Source organism: Marinobacterium iners, from assembly GCF_017310015.1.
Classification (GTDB): Bacteria; Pseudomonadota; Gammaproteobacteria; order Pseudomonadales; family Balneatricaceae; genus Marinobacterium; species Marinobacterium iners.
In genome coordinates this window covers 2,147,351-2,162,322 of sequence record NZ_CP022297.1, presented here as the reverse complement: position 1 = coordinate 2,162,322, position 14,972 = coordinate 2,147,351, and the positions used below count along the sequence as shown (strand labels likewise).

Annotated in this window: 17 protein-coding genes; 11 read left to right on the top strand and 6 right to left on the bottom strand. The window is 55.0% G+C overall.

What is annotated here, in order from left to right; all coding sequences use genetic code 11:
• Together CFI10_RS10395 and CFI10_RS10390 are read left to right on the top strand one after the other, a co-directional pair.
• A complete protein-coding gene (locus CFI10_RS10395) occupies positions 1-1,224 on the top strand; it encodes an O-succinylhomoserine sulfhydrylase (protein WP_206834361.1) in 1,224 nt (407 codons plus the stop codon).
• Between the two features lie 54 nt (positions 1,225-1,278).
• On the top strand, positions 1,279-2,250 hold the full coding sequence (locus tag CFI10_RS10390; protein WP_242529956.1) for a tRNA dihydrouridine synthase: 972 nt from the start codon (positions 1,279-1,281) through the stop codon (positions 2,248-2,250).
• On the opposite strand, the gene amrS is transcribed toward CFI10_RS10390, so the two are convergent.
• The gene (gene amrS, locus CFI10_RS10385; RefSeq protein WP_206834359.1) at positions 2,218-3,306 is read right to left on the bottom strand and encodes an AmmeMemoRadiSam system radical SAM enzyme; all 1,089 of its coding nucleotides are present in this window, start codon (positions 3,304-3,306) and stop codon (positions 2,218-2,220) included. The two genes, CFI10_RS10390 and amrS, sit on opposite strands and share 33 nt — an antisense overlap.
• Positions 3,307-3,370: 64 nt before the next feature.
• Here amrS and amrB point away from each other — a divergent pair, with 64 nt between their 5' ends.
• Together amrB and amrA are read left to right on the top strand one after the other, a co-directional pair.
• Complete coding sequence (gene amrB / locus CFI10_RS10380; protein ID WP_206834357.1) at positions 3,371-4,171, top strand: AmmeMemoRadiSam system protein B; 801 nt, start codon at positions 3,371-3,373, stop codon at positions 4,169-4,171.
• Positions 4,158-4,757, top strand: coding sequence for an AmmeMemoRadiSam system protein A (gene amrA / locus CFI10_RS10375; RefSeq protein ID WP_206834355.1), 600 nt, complete (start codon positions 4,158-4,160; stop codon positions 4,755-4,757). The genes amrB and amrA overlap by 14 nt, the downstream gene beginning before the upstream one ends.
• Here the strand turns inward: amrA and CFI10_RS10370 are convergent, their stop codons facing one another.
• The 3 genes from CFI10_RS10370 to CFI10_RS10360 all read right to left on the bottom strand — a co-directional run bounded on the left by CFI10_RS10370 (position 4,758) and on the right by CFI10_RS10360 (position 8,427).
• Complete coding sequence (locus CFI10_RS10370) at positions 4,758-5,180, bottom strand: DUF2185 domain-containing protein (protein WP_091823064.1); 423 nt, start codon at positions 5,178-5,180, stop codon at positions 4,758-4,760.
• 165 nt (positions 5,181-5,345) lie between these two features.
• Positions 5,346-7,943, bottom strand: coding sequence for a bifunctional aconitate hydratase 2/2-methylisocitrate dehydratase (gene acnB / locus CFI10_RS10365; protein WP_091823800.1), 2,598 nt, complete (start codon positions 7,941-7,943; stop codon positions 5,346-5,348).
• A gap of 253 nt (positions 7,944-8,196) precedes the next feature.
• Complete coding sequence (locus tag CFI10_RS10360; protein ID WP_091823061.1) at positions 8,197-8,427, bottom strand: hypothetical protein; 231 nt, start codon at positions 8,425-8,427, stop codon at positions 8,197-8,199.
• A gap of 405 nt (positions 8,428-8,832) precedes the next feature.
• On the opposite strand from CFI10_RS10360, the gene CFI10_RS10355 reads away from it, so the two are divergent.
• From CFI10_RS10355 to CFI10_RS10325, 7 genes are all read left to right on the top strand, one after another.
• Positions 8,833-9,303 (top strand): hypothetical protein, encoded by a 471-nt coding sequence (locus CFI10_RS10355; protein WP_139253876.1) that lies wholly within the window; start codon positions 8,833-8,835, stop codon positions 9,301-9,303.
• Between the two features lie 22 nt (positions 9,304-9,325).
• A complete protein-coding gene (locus CFI10_RS10350) occupies positions 9,326-10,597 on the top strand; it encodes a BAR domain-containing protein (RefSeq protein ID WP_206834353.1) in 1,272 nt (423 codons plus the stop codon).
• A gap of 44 nt (positions 10,598-10,641) precedes the next feature.
• Positions 10,642-11,274 carry a hypothetical protein gene (locus CFI10_RS10345; RefSeq protein WP_242529955.1) on the top strand — a complete coding sequence of 211 codons (633 nt, stop codon included), beginning with the start codon at positions 10,642-10,644 and terminating at the stop codon, positions 11,272-11,274.
• Between the two features lie 64 nt (positions 11,275-11,338).
• Positions 11,339-11,701, top strand: coding sequence for a roadblock/LC7 domain-containing protein (locus tag CFI10_RS10340; protein WP_091823051.1), 363 nt, complete (start codon positions 11,339-11,341; stop codon positions 11,699-11,701).
• Positions 11,702-11,778: 77 nt separating this feature from the next.
• Complete coding sequence (locus CFI10_RS10335; RefSeq protein WP_091823048.1) at positions 11,779-12,240, top strand: PAS domain-containing protein; 462 nt, start codon at positions 11,779-11,781, stop codon at positions 12,238-12,240.
• A gap of 12 nt (positions 12,241-12,252) precedes the next feature.
• On the top strand, positions 12,253-12,999 hold the full coding sequence (locus CFI10_RS10330; protein WP_206834352.1) for a phosphate/phosphite/phosphonate ABC transporter substrate-binding protein: 747 nt from the start codon (positions 12,253-12,255) through the stop codon (positions 12,997-12,999).
• Between the two features lie 74 nt (positions 13,000-13,073).
• Positions 13,074-13,703, top strand: coding sequence for a MiaE family protein (locus CFI10_RS10325; protein ID WP_091823043.1), 630 nt, complete (start codon positions 13,074-13,076; stop codon positions 13,701-13,703).
• Here the strand turns inward: CFI10_RS10325 and CFI10_RS10320 are convergent.
• Together CFI10_RS10320 and CFI10_RS10315 are read right to left on the bottom strand one after the other, a co-directional pair.
• Positions 13,687-14,448 (bottom strand): UDP-2,3-diacylglucosamine diphosphatase, encoded by a 762-nt coding sequence (locus tag CFI10_RS10320; protein ID WP_206834350.1) that lies wholly within the window; start codon positions 14,446-14,448, stop codon positions 13,687-13,689. The genes CFI10_RS10325 and CFI10_RS10320 overlap by 17 nt on opposite strands.
• Positions 14,448-14,951, bottom strand: a complete 504-nt coding sequence (locus tag CFI10_RS10315) for a peptidylprolyl isomerase (RefSeq protein ID WP_091823037.1) — start codon at positions 14,949-14,951, stop codon at positions 14,448-14,450. Before CFI10_RS10315 ends, CFI10_RS10320 begins: the two co-directional genes overlap by 1 nt.
• Between the last annotated feature and the right edge of the window lie 21 nt (positions 14,952-14,972).

Here is a 14,972-nt window from a genome sequence, read left to right as displayed (position 1 = left end):
ATGAGCCAGTCTAGATTCGAGCGTGAAGCGCGCATCCAGTTCAGCCCTGAAGGGTATGAGCTTGATACGTTGTCCGTGCGTGCCGGTCAGCACCGTACCGCCGAGGGTGAGCATGGTGATCCGATTTTCACCACCTCCAGTTTTGTTTTCTCAAGTGCCCGTGAGGCTGCCGCCCGTTTTGGTGGTGACGAGGACGGCAATATCTATTCCCGTTTCACCAACCCAACGGTACAGGCGTTCGAAGAGCGAATTGCGGCGCTGGAAGGAGGAGAGCGGGCAGTTGCAACGGCGTCAGGCATGGCAGCGATCCAAAGCCTGGTACTGGCACTGCTGAAACAGGGTGATCATGTTGTCTGCTCGCGCAGCGTATTCGGTTCGACGGTATCCCTGTTCAACAAATACATCAGCCGCGCCGGCATCAGCACAACGTTTGTTGATCCGACCGATGTATCAGCCTGGGAAGCGGCGATTACTCCGACGACACGCCTGCTGTTCATGGAGACACCGTCCAATCCGCTTGCAGAGCTGACAGACATTGCCGCTGTAGCCGAGATTGCTCATCGCAATGATGCGCTGCTGGCCGTCGACAACTGTTTCCTGACGCCGGCATTGCAGCGGCCGTTGCTGCTGGGTGCCGATATCGTCATGCACTCCGCAACCAAGTATCTGGATGGCCAGGGTCGTTGTGTCGGTGGTGTACTGGTGGGATGCGATAAAGAGATGGAAGAGGTGTTTGGCCTGATCCGTACCGGTGGCGCCTGCATGAGCCCGTTCAATGCCTGGGTATTTCTCAAGGGGCTTGAAACCCTGCCGCTGCGGATGCGTGCACATTCCGAGAGCGCGCTGGAAATGGCGAGCTGGCTGCAGCAGCAACCGGGTATTCGCAAGGTCTACTATTCGGGGTTGCCATCACATCCGCAGCATGAGCTGGCCTGTCAACAGCAATCAGCTTTCGGCGGTGTACTTTCGTTCGAGGTTGAAGGCGAGCGTGAAGAGGCCTGGCGTTTTATCGATGCCACGCGCATGGTTTCGATTACCGGCAACCTGGGCGACGTCAAAACTACCATCACCCATCCGGCAACCACAACACATGGGCGCATGAGCGTCGAAGAGCGTGAAGCGGCCGGTGTGCGTGAAGGCCTTATCCGTCTGTCGGTAGGACTGGAGTCTCTGGATGACATCAAGGCCGACATGCAGCTTGGCCTTGACGCGCTGCGTAATTAAATACCTCCGGCTGCGGGCGTTCTGTCCGCGGCCCGTTTCCTGATATCGTACTTGATGAAAATCCTGCTGGCCCCGATGGAGGGCGTTCTCGATCATACCCTGCGAGATATCCTGACGCGTGTTGGCGGCATTGACCTGTGTGTCACCGAATTCATCCGTGTGACCGACCAGTTATTGCCGCAATCCGTGTTTCACCGTCTGGCGCCTGAGCTGGGCGAGGGGGGTGTAACCCCTTCGGGCACTCCGGTGATCGTTCAGTTGCTGGGTAATGATCCGGTGGCGCTGGGTGAAAATGCCGTGCGGGCGGTTGATATGGGGGCTCCCGGCATCGACCTGAATTTCGGCTGTCCGGCGAAGACCGTTAATAAAAGTCGTGGCGGCGCCATTCTGTTGAAAGACCCTGAAGAGGTATATTCAATCACGGCTGGTGTGAGCCGGGCGCTGCACGATCGTGTGCCTCTAACCGCAAAAATGCGGCTCGGTTTTTATGACAAGCTGCTGGCACTGGAGAATGCGCAGGCGTTGGAAGCGGCGGGCGCGCGTCAGATTGTGGTCCATGCGCGGACCAAGGTAGAGGGCTATCGCCCTCCGGCACACTGGGAGTGGATTGCCCGTATTCGTGAATCCGTTTCCATTCCGGTGATTGCCAATGGTGAGGTATGGACGGTGGATGATCACCGGCGCTGCCGCGAGGTCAGCGGCTGTGAGGATGTGATGATCGGTCGTGGCCTGATAGCGAACCCTTTCCTGGCGTTGCAGATCAAGGGACTAAGGGGGCACGAAGCACATGATCGGTGCTGGCCTGAAGTCCTGTGGCTGGTACTTGAGTACCACCGACTGGTCATGCAGCGGATACAGCCCCGCCATGTCCATGGTCGCACCAAGCAGTGGCTGCAGATGATGAAGCGATACTACCCCGAAGCTGAGCTTCTGTTTACCCAACTGCGTACCGAACGTGATGCGCAGGCCATTGAATGCCTGCTTGTCCGAGAATCAGATCGCCTCGGTATCAATCCGGATCGGTAACCGGCATGAGCCCCAGTGGCCATGATCGGCCTCGAATACACCCGGAATGCGGTACTGGCATTGAGTACAGCAGCCGTCAGCCGTCAAATTCCATTCGGTAATACGATAGCCATCACGACAAATCACGGCGCTGGCGCATTGTGGGCACCAGGTCGTATTGCCTTCGGGGTCGGGCAGGTTGCCGGTATAGACAAAGTGCAGGCCCTGCTCAAGTGCGATCTGACGAGCGCGCCGCAGTGTTTCGATGGGTGTTGCCGGATAGTCCAGCATCTTCCAGTCGGGGTGAAAGGCCGTGAAGTGCAGCGGTACATCAGCCCCTAGGTGGGTGAATATCCAGTGGCTTAGCGCCTCCAGTTCCGTGTCACTGTCATTCTCACCCGGTATCAGCAGGGTCGTGATTTCAAGCCAAGTGCTGGTTTCATGGTAGATGTATTCCAGTGTGTCCAGAACCGGCTGTAATTGGCCACCACATATTTTTTCATAAAAGCGTTCGCTGAACGCCTTCAGATCCAGGTTGGCGGCATCCATCACGGTATAGAACTCCTTCCGTGGCTCTGGGCAAACATAGCCCGCAGTGACGGCGACTGAGCGAATGCTCTGTTCATGACAGGCCCTGGCGATATCAATCGCGTATTCGTGAAAGATAACCGGGTCATTGTAGGTGAAGGCAATACTGCGACAACCGTGCTGGGTGGCCGCCGCTGCAAGGTCTGAGGGTGAGGCCTGATCGCACAGCCGGTCGGTTTCCCGTGAGCGCGAAATGTCCCAGTTCTGGCAGAACTTGCAGGCGAGATTGCAACCGGCGGTTCCAAATGAGAGTACGGGGGTGCCAGGCAGGAAGTGGTTCAGTGGCTTTTTCTCGATCGGGTCGATACAGAAACCGCTGGAGCGGCAATAACTGAATAGACGGATCTCACCCTGCTCACGGCCACGAACAAAGCAGAGTCCGCGTTGGCCTTCATTGAGCTGGCAGAAGCGGGGACAAAGGTCGCACTGCACCTTGCCGTTGTCCAGACGGTGCCAATACTGTGTTGGAACACTGGTTTCAGGCTTCATGATCTGCGAATTCACTCTTTATGACTATGCTTTGAGCATAGCAAAGCATTTGTGGAGAGAGCTGATGACTGCAGCCATACGCCCGGCAGCGGTTGCTGGAATGTTTTACCCTGCCAGTGCGCCGGCGCTCAGTATGTTAGTGGATGATCTGCTGGAACGTGCAAAGGAACCCGAGCAGTTGCCGCGGCAGCCACGAGCGCTGGTGGTACCGCATGCAGGTCTGGTTTACTCCGGGCCGATAGCAGCACTGGCATATCGTCTGTTACAGCGTGAGTTGCCACGGACACAATGGCGGCGCGTGGTGCTGCTCGGGCCCAACCATCGATTACCTTTGCGTGGCATGGCGTTGCCTGAAGAGGAGGGTTGGCATACCCCGCTGGGCGATACGCCTTTGGATGTTCCGTTCATGCAGCAGTTGCAGCAGACATTCGACCTCGCAATGCGGTCTGATGTCCATCTGCCGGAGCATTCACTTGAGGTCCAGCTTCCGTTCCTGCAGAGGGTAGCGGCTGGGCTGAAGCTGGTGCCAATACTGGTTGGGCAGGCAGAGGCTGATCGGGTCGCACGACTGGTTCAATACCTGTGGCAGGATCCCCATACGCTGGTACTGATCAGCTCGGATTTGAGTCACTATCATTCCTGGCAGGAAGCACGGCGACTGGATGAAATAACCACTGATATGATTCTGGCCAGAGAGCCGCAACTGGGGTCCGAGCAGGCCTGCGGTTGCCATGCGCTGAACGGTCTGTTGCTGGCGGCACGGCAGGAAAAACTGGAACTGAGATGTCTTGGTCAATGCACCTCCGGCGATACGGCCGGTGACAAGACGCAGGTTGTTGGCTATGGAGCTTATGTCTGTTTCTGAATTTACAACCACGCAGCGTTCACAGATGCTGGCGATGGCACGCAATGCCATCACAGCTGTGCTGAATGCAGAGCGGCCAGACCTGCCGTCAGTCGATGCCTTGCCTGACTGGCTAAAACCCATACGGGCCTGCTTTGTCACGCTGGAAAGCCATGATCGCCTGCGGGGATGTATCGGTACTCTGGAGCCGCACAGACCTCTTGGACAGGACATCATACTGAATGCTGTCAGCGCGGCAACGCGAGACTATCGCTTTGACCCTTTGCAGCGGGGTGAGCTCATAAGGGTCAGTCTATCTGTGCTGTCGCCTCTGACGCCACTGTCGGTATCAAGTGAAGCCGAGCTGGTGGCGGTGCTGCAGCCAGAGGTGGATGGGGTGGTCCTGGAAGCGGGTGAGCACCGTGCGACTTTTTTGCCGGTGGTATGGCAAAGCCTCTCAACGCCCGAGGCATTCATATCGGAGTTGAAACGCAAGGCGGGGCTGCCGGGGGATTACTGGTCCGACAATGTACGTATTTGGCGCTATCATACTGACAGCTTCGGTGAGGAGGGGGAGATGCCGGTTGTGGAAACCGGCACCCGCTGATCAGGACTCGCTGCGTTTGGTCGCGAACTGATCCACATCGTTGGTAATGCTGACATCCACTTTGGGTGCGGGGATGCGGAAATCGTACACTCGCTCCCAGCCATCAGCGTCCGGCGCGCGCTCCCATACTGTACCGGCGTTGTACTCGACCAGCTCAGTCAGGGAAGGGTCAATTTCACATACTCTTTCCAGCGGGATCGGGATCAGGTTGATCTGTTCATTTTCCAGAAATTCTTCAGTTTCATACCCGGTGAACATGCGCCAGCCAGTATCGTTCAGATGTTCTGGCACGGTCTTGTACATGAACCGGATCGGCAGCTTTTCCTCCAGCAGCAGACGCGAGACCAGTGCAAGATAGCCGTTCTTGGTCTGGGCTGTTTCATCGGCCTGGCTCAGTGGCTGATCGGGATTGGGTGATTTCATCGGTATGGGCCTTACGCTGTTTCGGGTAGCTTACGCAGTGCGGAGTATAACAGTTCGCCTGCGCCTGTCGGAAATCAGCCGACGAGACAAACGAAAACCCCCGTCACTGGGACGGGGGTTCTGGGGTCGCTTCAGGGGTGACTTACATCACCCCGGTCGGCGCAATCAGGCTTCAACGGTCGGGATGACAGTAGCGGCCTTGGCTACGTAGTTTTCCATCTGATCGAAGTTCAGGTAGCGGTAGATTTCACCCGCCATGCTGTCGATCTTGTTGGCGTAGGCCATGTACTCGTCAACGGTCGGCAGTTTGCCTTCCAGGGCCGCAACGGCAGCCAGCTCGGCAGATGCCAGGTAGACGTTGGCGCCATCACCCAGACGGTTCGGGAAGTTACGCGTAGAGGTGGACACTACGGTGCTCTTGGCAGCAACACGCGCTTGGTTACCCATGCACAGTGAGCAGCCCGGCATTTCCATGCGCGCGCCGGCCTTGCCGAAGATGTTGTAGTAGCCTTCGTCGCTCAGCTGGGCCTGGTCCATTTTGGTCGGCGGGGCGATCCACATGCGAGTCGGGATCGACTTGCCGGAGGACTCCAGCAGTTTACCGGCGGCACGGAAGTGACCGATGTTGGTCATGCAGGAACCGATGAACACTTCATCGATGCTCTGGCCAGCCACTTCAGACAGCAGGCGAGCGTCATCCGGATCGTTCGGAGCACACAGGATCGGCTCCTTGATTTCGGACAGATCGATCTCGATCACTTCAGCGTACTCGGCATCAGCGTCTGCACGCATCAGACTCGGGTTCGCCAGCCACTCTTCCATGCCCTTGATACGACGCTCAATAGTACGTACATCGCCGTAGCCTTCAGCGATCATCCACTTCAGCATGACGATGTTTGAGCGCAAGTACTCGGCAACAGAATCTTCAGACAGAGTGATGGTGCAGCCTGCAGCAGAGCGCTCTGCGGACGCATCAGACAGCTCGAACGCCTGCTCAACAGTCAGTTCTTCCAAGCCTTCGATCTCCAGTACGCGACCAGAGAAAGCGTTCTTCTTGCCAGCCTTTTCTACGGTCAGCAGACCCTGCTTGATGGCGTAGTAAGGAATGGCGTGTACCAGGTCACGCAGAGTGATGCCGGCGTTACGCTTGCCCTTGAAGCGAACCAGGATTGACTCCGGCATATCCAGCGGCATGACACCGGTGGCAGCTGCGAAGGCGACCAGACCTGAACCGGCCGGGAAGGAGATGCCCAGCGGGAAACGGGTATGGGAATCACCACCGGTACCCACGGTATCCGGCAGCAGCATGCGGTTCAGCCAAGAGTGGATAACGCCGTCGCCCGGACGCAGCGATACACCGCCACGGTTCATGATGAAGTCCGGCAGGGTGTGGTGGGTATTCACGTCAACCGGCTTCGGATAGGCTGCGGTGTGGCAGAAAGACTGCATGGTCAGGTCGGCTGAGAAGCCCAGGCATGCCAGGTCTTTCAGTTCGTCACGGGTCATTGGACCGGTGGTGTCCTGAGAGCCAACGGTGGTCATTTTCGGCTCGCAGTACATGCCCGGACGTACGCCGTCCATGCCGCAGGCCTTGCCGACCATTTTCTGAGCCAGAGTAAAGCCCTTGCCTGTGTCAGCTGGCTGTTCCGGCTTGCGGAACAGGTCAAAGCCTTCCAGGCCCAGTGCGGCGCGTGCTTTTTCGGTCAGGCCGCGACCGATGATCAGCGGGATACGACCGCCGGCACGTACTTCGTCCAGCAGCACTTGAGTCTTCAGGCTGAAAGTGCAGATGACTTCATCGGTACCGTGCTTGCATACTTTGCCTTCGTATGGGTACACGTCGATCACGTCACCCATGTTCAGGTTTTCAACCGGCATTTCGATCGGCAGAGCGCCGGCATCTTCCATAGTGTTGTAGAAGATCGGGGCGATCTTGTTACCGAAGCAGTAGCCACCGGCACGCTTGTTCGGCACGAACGGGATGTCGTCGCCGAAGAACCACAGCACGGAGTTGGTAGCAGACTTACGGGAAGAACCGGTACCCACAACGTCACCCACGTAGGCAACAGGGAAGCCTTTGGCTTTTACTTCTTCGATCTGGGCCAACGGGCCTTTCACGCCGGGTTCTTCCGGGTTGATGCCGTCGCGTTCCATCTTCAGCATGGCATTGGCATGCAGCGGGATGTCAGGACGTGACCAGGCATCCGGAGCCGGAGACAGGTCGTCAGTGTTGGTTTCGCCTGGCACCTTGAATACGGTTACGGTGATTTTCTTGGCAACTTCAGGCTTGGAGGTGAACCACTCGCCGTCGGCCCAGGACTGCATTACCTGCTTGGCGTGCGCGTTACCTGCTTCAGCCTTTTCCTGAACATCGTGGAAGGCATCAAACATCAGCAGGGTGTGAGACAGCGCCTTGGCTGCGGTCGGGGCCAGTGCATCAATGTCCAGGCACTCAACCAGCGGTGCGATATTGTAACCGCCGAGCATAGTGCCCAGCAGCTCAACGGCTTTTACCTTGTCGATCAGAGGGGAGGTCGCTTCACCCTTGGCAATCGCAGCCAGGAAGCCAGCCTTGACGTATGCAGCCTGGTCAACCCCCGCCGGAACGCGGTTGGTGATCAGGTCAAGCAGGAACTCTTCTTCGCCTGCAGGCGGGTTTTTCAGCAGCTCGACCAGGGCAGCGGTCTGTTCGGGATCAAGCGGCTTCGGCGGTACGCCTTCTGCAGCGCGTTCTTCTACATGTTTACGATAAGCTTCAAGCACGATATGGCCCTCATCTGTTTTCACCGCCGGACGCCGGAGTGGTACTACTCCACCGACGGCGTATCGACTAGGTATCGAATGGTGATTGGCGAGCGAATTCTAGCGGAAGGGGGTGACAAAGTTAAGATGTGTCGACAATCGTCTTACCAAAGTATAAGAGCACATGGCCTGAAGGGTTCAGGCCGTAAAGCCATTGCAGTCCTGCTGCCAGCACTGATGTCCAGCAAACTTGTCAGGTTTGGCAGGTGAGGCGTTAGCCCAACCTTAGGATCTCGTCCTCGCCCGATACCTGAAACTCGCCTTTTTTGTTATCCAGAACGTTGACCTGGCGACCATCCTGAGTGAGGTACTCCGGAAGCTCCTGTTCCCATTCAGTTCTTTTTTTAAGGCTCCAGGGGGCTCGGTAATGTTGCCGCATCACCAGCATGACAAACCGACCATCTTCACCGTGGGTGGGAAAGCTGCTGTCGTAATACTTGCGCATCTGAAAATACCAATTCTTGTTATTGGGAGGTTGCTGAGACTGAGGCTCGGTGCATGGATAGCACGAGTGCATTTAACCGTAGACCACATAATCAATATGGGCAAATTAAAGAGGACAATATTTTATTCATCTTGGGTATTTTTGATTCAGTTTAAACCGCGAATCAAACAATAGTTTTAATAAAAATGTTACCTAAAAAAGACACCGTTTTTAAACGATTGATTGCATTCAAGCCCTGTGATGGCGGTAAAGAGGATGCAGGTGGCGATATCGGGTAGCCCTGTGTATTGAAAAGCTGATTCGATGCTGTTGATGCCGGTCAATAATAGTGAAAGCGGGTTTGAAATCATCTCGAAAGCTAAGTATAACACTCTGATACATTATCTCAGGCAGGAGGTAGCCTTGATGAACTCGGCAGTCAGTCAGGCTGAAGTCGCACAGGAAGAGCGTCCGGTAAATGCTGATTTGCAGTTAAGCAAACTGCAAATCATGTTTAATTTACAGGTCGACAAGCGACTGATCTATGCCGGTACCCAGCCAACTGTTGCACTGCGTTATCTCACGCGGCTAGTCGCCGCACGTCCTCGCACCCTGCGAAACCATATCCGACGGATCTATCTTGCCATTCAGTGTGCTGACAGCGATAGCGTTACCGGTGCATTGATCGACTTGTTGCTGGTTCTGCGTGGCAGAGGGCAATTTCTTGTCAATCGCCTGATTCAACAGGCTGGCCCATTGCTGAAGTCGGAATGCCGGATTGCAATGAACAAGGCCGTCGATACTCGTGACCTCTCTCGTTTGGCAGAGCTTCCACTGGAGCATGCTGTCCTCAGTAATGGACGCTGCATGCAATTCTCCAGGCAGAAACTTCACTGAGCAGTTTTAGAAGGAATGTGCAATGCCGGTCAGTGGTAAGCATTCAATAGGCATTATCGGTTTTGCGGCCAACGAGGCTGCAATGCTTGAGATATTTTTTAACGGCAACAAGGCCAAGGGTTTCCACCTCGTGCCAGCTGAGAGTGCGGAGTCGTTGCTGATTGGGATCAGTGATGCCAGTAGCCGGAAGCAAGTAGAGGGGTGGTTGCGTCAAAATGGCAATCGTCCTTTCATTGCCGTTGTAGACCCTGGTACGGCCGAAAAAGTTAATGGCAAAAGCATTCGCTTGACTCGTCCCTTGAGTATGGGAACCTTGCAGCAGGCGCTGGCTGATCTGCGACTGCAGCTTGACGCGATGTCTACTTCGCCTGCAGTTCAGGCAGCATCGCCTGAGCATCCGCTGGAGAGCCTGCGGGATCAGCGTACAGTCGCCTTTGCAGAGTGGCAGGCGCGCAAGGAACGAAGCAGTCAGGCACTGAGTGCCTGGAAAGGCGGCAACAGTCAGCGCCAGACTGAAGCGCTTCGCAGCCGTTTCAGTCTTGAGCGGAATGAGTTAAACAGTCTGATTCTGGATGCACAAAATCAGCTCAGGCAGCAACATTCGCAGGCAAATGACTCCAGATCCTCGGCTTTGTCTATGGAAGCGGAGTCACAGGAAACAGAATCCCTGTTGTCTGATGAACTGCAGACACCGCGCATATCGGCCGAGATGATTCAACAGTGTTGCGGTAATCTGCCGGACGTGAACCTTGACTCTGCAACTGAACGTCGGCGTGTGTATTTCAGCCTTGATGGGCTTTTATTGCCCTGGATCATGCGGTGTATTGAGGCGGGCAACGCATCAGGGAAGCCACAACAGGTAGTCGGTGTTCCGGGTGCACTGTTTTACCTGCCTGCGGATAAGGAGTTTTTGGTCACGCTGGACGCTGATCTGCTGCTGCAGTTGACCAGGACTCGATTTGGTTTTGAAGAGATTTCACTGCTCGAGCGGGAGCCGGATGCCGAACTTCCCAAGGGTCGGCGGGTTGCCTCTGACGAGCTGCTTTGGCAGTTGGCATTGTTTACCGCTCGTGGTCGTCTGCCTGACACGCTGTCCGCGGAAGAGCCGCGGTTGCTTAATTCAATTCCTGACTTTGAACGCCTGCTGGAGACGCCTCATGCCCGGAGCATTGCTGAGCTTTGGCAGAGCCAAAGATTGTCAGCCCAGAATATTGCCTCAATGTTAGGTGTGCCTCAGCGCTTTGTGCTTTCGTTCCTTGTGGCAGCGGACGCCATCGGTCTGTACTGTCCATGACCGGAAAAGTGTGTATCACACCATGGATCTTTCGGAGTTAAACCGTGAATCAAGAACAGAATGATACCCCGCGGTATTTTCAGGTGACGCCCAGTGGCGCTTACTACGCGACACTGAACACCGAGCCAGAAGCACTGCGTGCCTTGTTGTTGCAATTGTTGAGTGCAGATACCCATATTCCGTATCTCAGCTCACTGCTGCAAAAACTGACGGGGATGGGCGAGGCAGAAGCGCAGACATTGCTCGATAAGGCTGTGCAACACGGCTTTGTTGATCTACCGCAAAACCCTGAGCCTATCGCTGCTGGCACTATTGAACATCTGTTGCCTGAATATTTACCACAACTTGCCGATGGTCGTGTGCTGTTGGCAGATGATCAGGGCTTCTGTCTGGGGCAGTCGGGCTTCGGTGCGGAAGAAGCTGAAGCGGTAGCGGGGATGGCGGCAGACTTGGTCTCCATGCATGAGCGCCACCAGGCGCTGCTTGGCAGACACCTTGGTTTCGATGGTTCGTCCTGGGCGCTTGTGGATGCTGTAGGACAAAGTGAGCTGGGTTTTTGGACGCTTCACGTAGGTGAACAGAAATTCCTGCTAATTCTGGAAGGGATGCCTCATTTGAATCGGCAGCCTTTTGTGGACTTGATGTCGGTGCTGATCCGACGCTACCTGGATTACTGATAAAACGGACTGGCCGTTTTATACAGGATTAAAACCAGCGCTAATGGCCTAAAAGGAGACTACCATGCGCTCAGAAATGTTGACTTCCATTCTCAACGATCTCAACGGAACATCTGCAGAAATTGAAGCGTCTGCTGTGATTTCTACAGACGGTCTCGTTATTGATGCCCTCCTGCCTGCCGGTATGGATGAAGACCGAGTTGGTGCAATGAGTGCAGCCATGCTGTCGCTCGGCGAACGTACCTCTCAGGAACTGGCCCGTGGTGAGCTTGAGCAGGTGCTCGTCAAGGGTAAAGAAGGCTATATCCTGATGACTCATGCAAACCCTGAATCGGTGCTGACTGTTGTTGCCAAGACCAATGCGCGATTGGGTCTGATCTTCCTTGATGTCAAGCGCGCTGCAGAGGCTATCGGTAAGATTCTCTGAACCTTGTCAAAGTGCTGGGCGTGCATGGAAACATCAGTTAACTGATATGCACGCTTTTCTATCGGTCTGGAGTGTCTATGTCCGAACAAGATACCGGTGCCACCACAGAGGTGCTGCTCAAATATTTTGATGGCACTGAACGGCTGGCGAAGATCGTGGATCGCGAGGTGCCCTATCCGGATGGCAAATTGATCGTGTCCCGTACTGACCCCCAAGGCATCATTACTCACGCTAACCGTGCATTTATTGAAATGTCGGGTTACACCCGTGAAGAGCTGCTGGGAACCAATCACTATATTCTGCGCCATCCAGACATGCCCGCTGTGGCATTCAAGGACCTTTGGGATACCGTTGCCCAAGGTAAGAAGTGGCAGGGTTATGTGAAAAATCTGCGTAAAGATGGCGCGTATTACTGGGTGAAGGCGACGGTCATCCCGAATATCCGTAATGGCGAGCTGGTCGGCTATACTTCGGTCCGACGCAAGCCATCACGCAGCAAAATCAAAGAAAGCGAAGCCCTCTACGCGACGCTTAGGTAATGGGGTGCTGCGATGACTCTTAATTTATCGGTCAGTCCTGACTTTCCGCCGTCACATCTGTCGGGCTGGTTTATTTTCAACACCTGGCTGCAGCGTCAGTTGGGTACGGGTGTGCATCTTGAGCTATATGACAGCTTCGAAGCGCAGCGTGAAGACATTCGTAGTGGCAAAATTGATCTGATCTATGCCAACCCCTACGATGCGTCAATGCTGGTGCGTGAGCTGGGCTTTAAAGTGTTGGTGCGACCGCGCAATCTCTCTGATGAAACGCTGATAGCCACGCTGGCATCAGACCCTCGAGAAACGGTCGAAGACCTGGAGTCGGGTATTACCGTTGCAACCACTGCTGACCCTGATGTGCATACAATGGGTATGATCATGCTCGAGTCGGCAGATCTTGATGGCAGTAATGTTACTTTCCTTGAGCTGGACAGTTATGTTTTGGTGGCAAAAGCACTGTTGAACGGCAATGCTGATGTCGGCTTTTTTCTGCAGGCGGGGTATGACGAACTCTCTGAGCTGATTCGAAAGCAGATGAAGCCTTTGGTTAACAGTCAGATCAGTGTGGTGCATCATACACTGGTGGCCGGTCCCCGAATGGAGCAGCATATCCCGTTGTTGCTTGAGCGTTTGACCAACATGGAACATGATCCAAAGGGTCAGGATGTGCTCAAAAGCATGGGGCTGGATGGATGGGATCAGATGCATGAAGAACAGACAGAGTTCATGATTGATCTCATTGATACGCTGATTGACTGATCCATCGGCTGTCGAGAGAGCGGGGTGCTGTTATAATGCGCCCCGTTTTTATTTGCAGAAACAGGTAATGCTGGATGGACGCCCTGAGCGAAATCAAAGACTTTCTTGGCTGTGAAACTCCGCAGGAGTGGCTTGAGCTGGCTGCGAAGCCCGAATCCCAGCTGATTCTGCTCACCGATCACGCTCATTGCGAGAAAAAAGCCGCTTCTACTGCAATGACATTGATGTTCCGTTACGTGGATCGCTCTGATCTGCTGAACAAGATGTCACGGCTGGCACGGGAAGAGCTGATCCATTTTGAGCAGGTATTGGCGTTGATGGAGGCTCGGGGTCATCGTTATGACCATATGAGTCCTGCGCGCTATGCAGGCGGTTTGCGTACCGGTGTTAGAACGTCAGAACCGGGGCGGTTGATTGATGTATTGATTATTGGGGCGTTTATCGAGGCTCGCTCCTGCGAGCGTTTTGCTGCTTTGGCGCCTTCGCTGGATGATGAGTTGGCAAAATTCTACCGTTCTCTGCTGAAGTCCGAAGGGCGTCACTATCAGGATTATCTGCAGCTTGCACGAGACTATGCAGGTGAGCCGATCGATGATCGTATCGAGTATTTTCGTCAGATAGAGTGCGAGTTGATTCTGGCCGAGGACGACGAGTTTCGCTTCCACAGCGGTCGTCCTTCGGCGGCTCTTACAGCTGCTGCCTGAGTTCGGACTGCAGCTTTTCACCTACGGGTAAGGTAAAGGCATACAGGCGGATGCCCTGTGTGTCCATCTCCAAGTACCAGCCCTCTCGGTCCCAGTCTCCCAGCACAATGCGCTCGCCGCGATCACCGTTTTGCCGGTGATGCAGGGCGGGGCGGTGGGTGTGGCCGTGAATGATCAGGTCGACCTGCTCATGCTGCATCAACGCGCTAACGGCAATGGAAGACACATCGGTAATGGTTTCGGTCTTGTTGGCTGTTTCGCTGCGACTGGTTTCACGCAGCTGCTGGGCTATCGCCTCACGCTCGGCAAGAGGTTTGGCGAGAAATGCCTGTTGCCACCTGGGGTCACGCACCATGGTGCGAAACTGCTGATAGTCACGGTCGTCAGTACACAGCTGGTCGCCATGCAGTACCAGAAAAGGACCCTGTTCCGATTCAAGGCGTACCACTTCAGGCAGTAATGTAACCTCAAGGCGTGTAGCGGCTGCCTGGCCGAACAGAAAGTCTCGGTTGCCGTGCTGAAACAGAATACGTGTGCCCAGGGCAGCCAGTTTGCGCAGTGCATGGTAAACCGGCTCAAGATATTCCGGCGCACCATCATCACCCACCCAGGCTTCAAATATATCGCCCAGCAGGTAGAGTTCATCGAACTGCGGTGCCTTTTGCTCAAGCAGGACCACAAACGCCCGGATAATGTCCGGGCGTTTGTGGTGCAGGTGCAGGTCGGCGATAAACAGCCGTCGCATTACTCTTCCGCTTGTTTGATGCTGGCTGACTCAATGACCACGTCTTCAACCGGAACGTCCTGGTGTCCGGCGCGCATGGTAGTGTTGACTGCCTTGATCTTGTTGACCACATCCATGCCATCGACAACCTTGCCGAATACGGCGTAACCCCAGCCCTCGGTGGTTTTGGCTGTGTGGTCGAGAAAGGTGTTGTCGGAGATGTTAATGAAGAACTGAGCTGATGCAGAGTGCGGGTCCATGGTGCGGGCCATGGCGATAGTGCCAGTCTGGTTGGACAGGCCGTTATCGGCTTCGTTCTTGATCGGCTCGCGGGTCTCTTTGGAGATCATACCGGGCTCGAAGCCACCACCCTGGATCATGAAACCGTCAATTACGCGGTGAAAAATCACGCCGTCATAGAAGCCATCGCGTACATACTGCTCGAAATTAGCTGCTGTTTCCGGCGCTTTTTCGTGGTCCAGTTCCAGTGTGATGTCGCCGAAATTGGTTTGCAGGATGATCATATCGGTTTCCCTGTTTCTCTT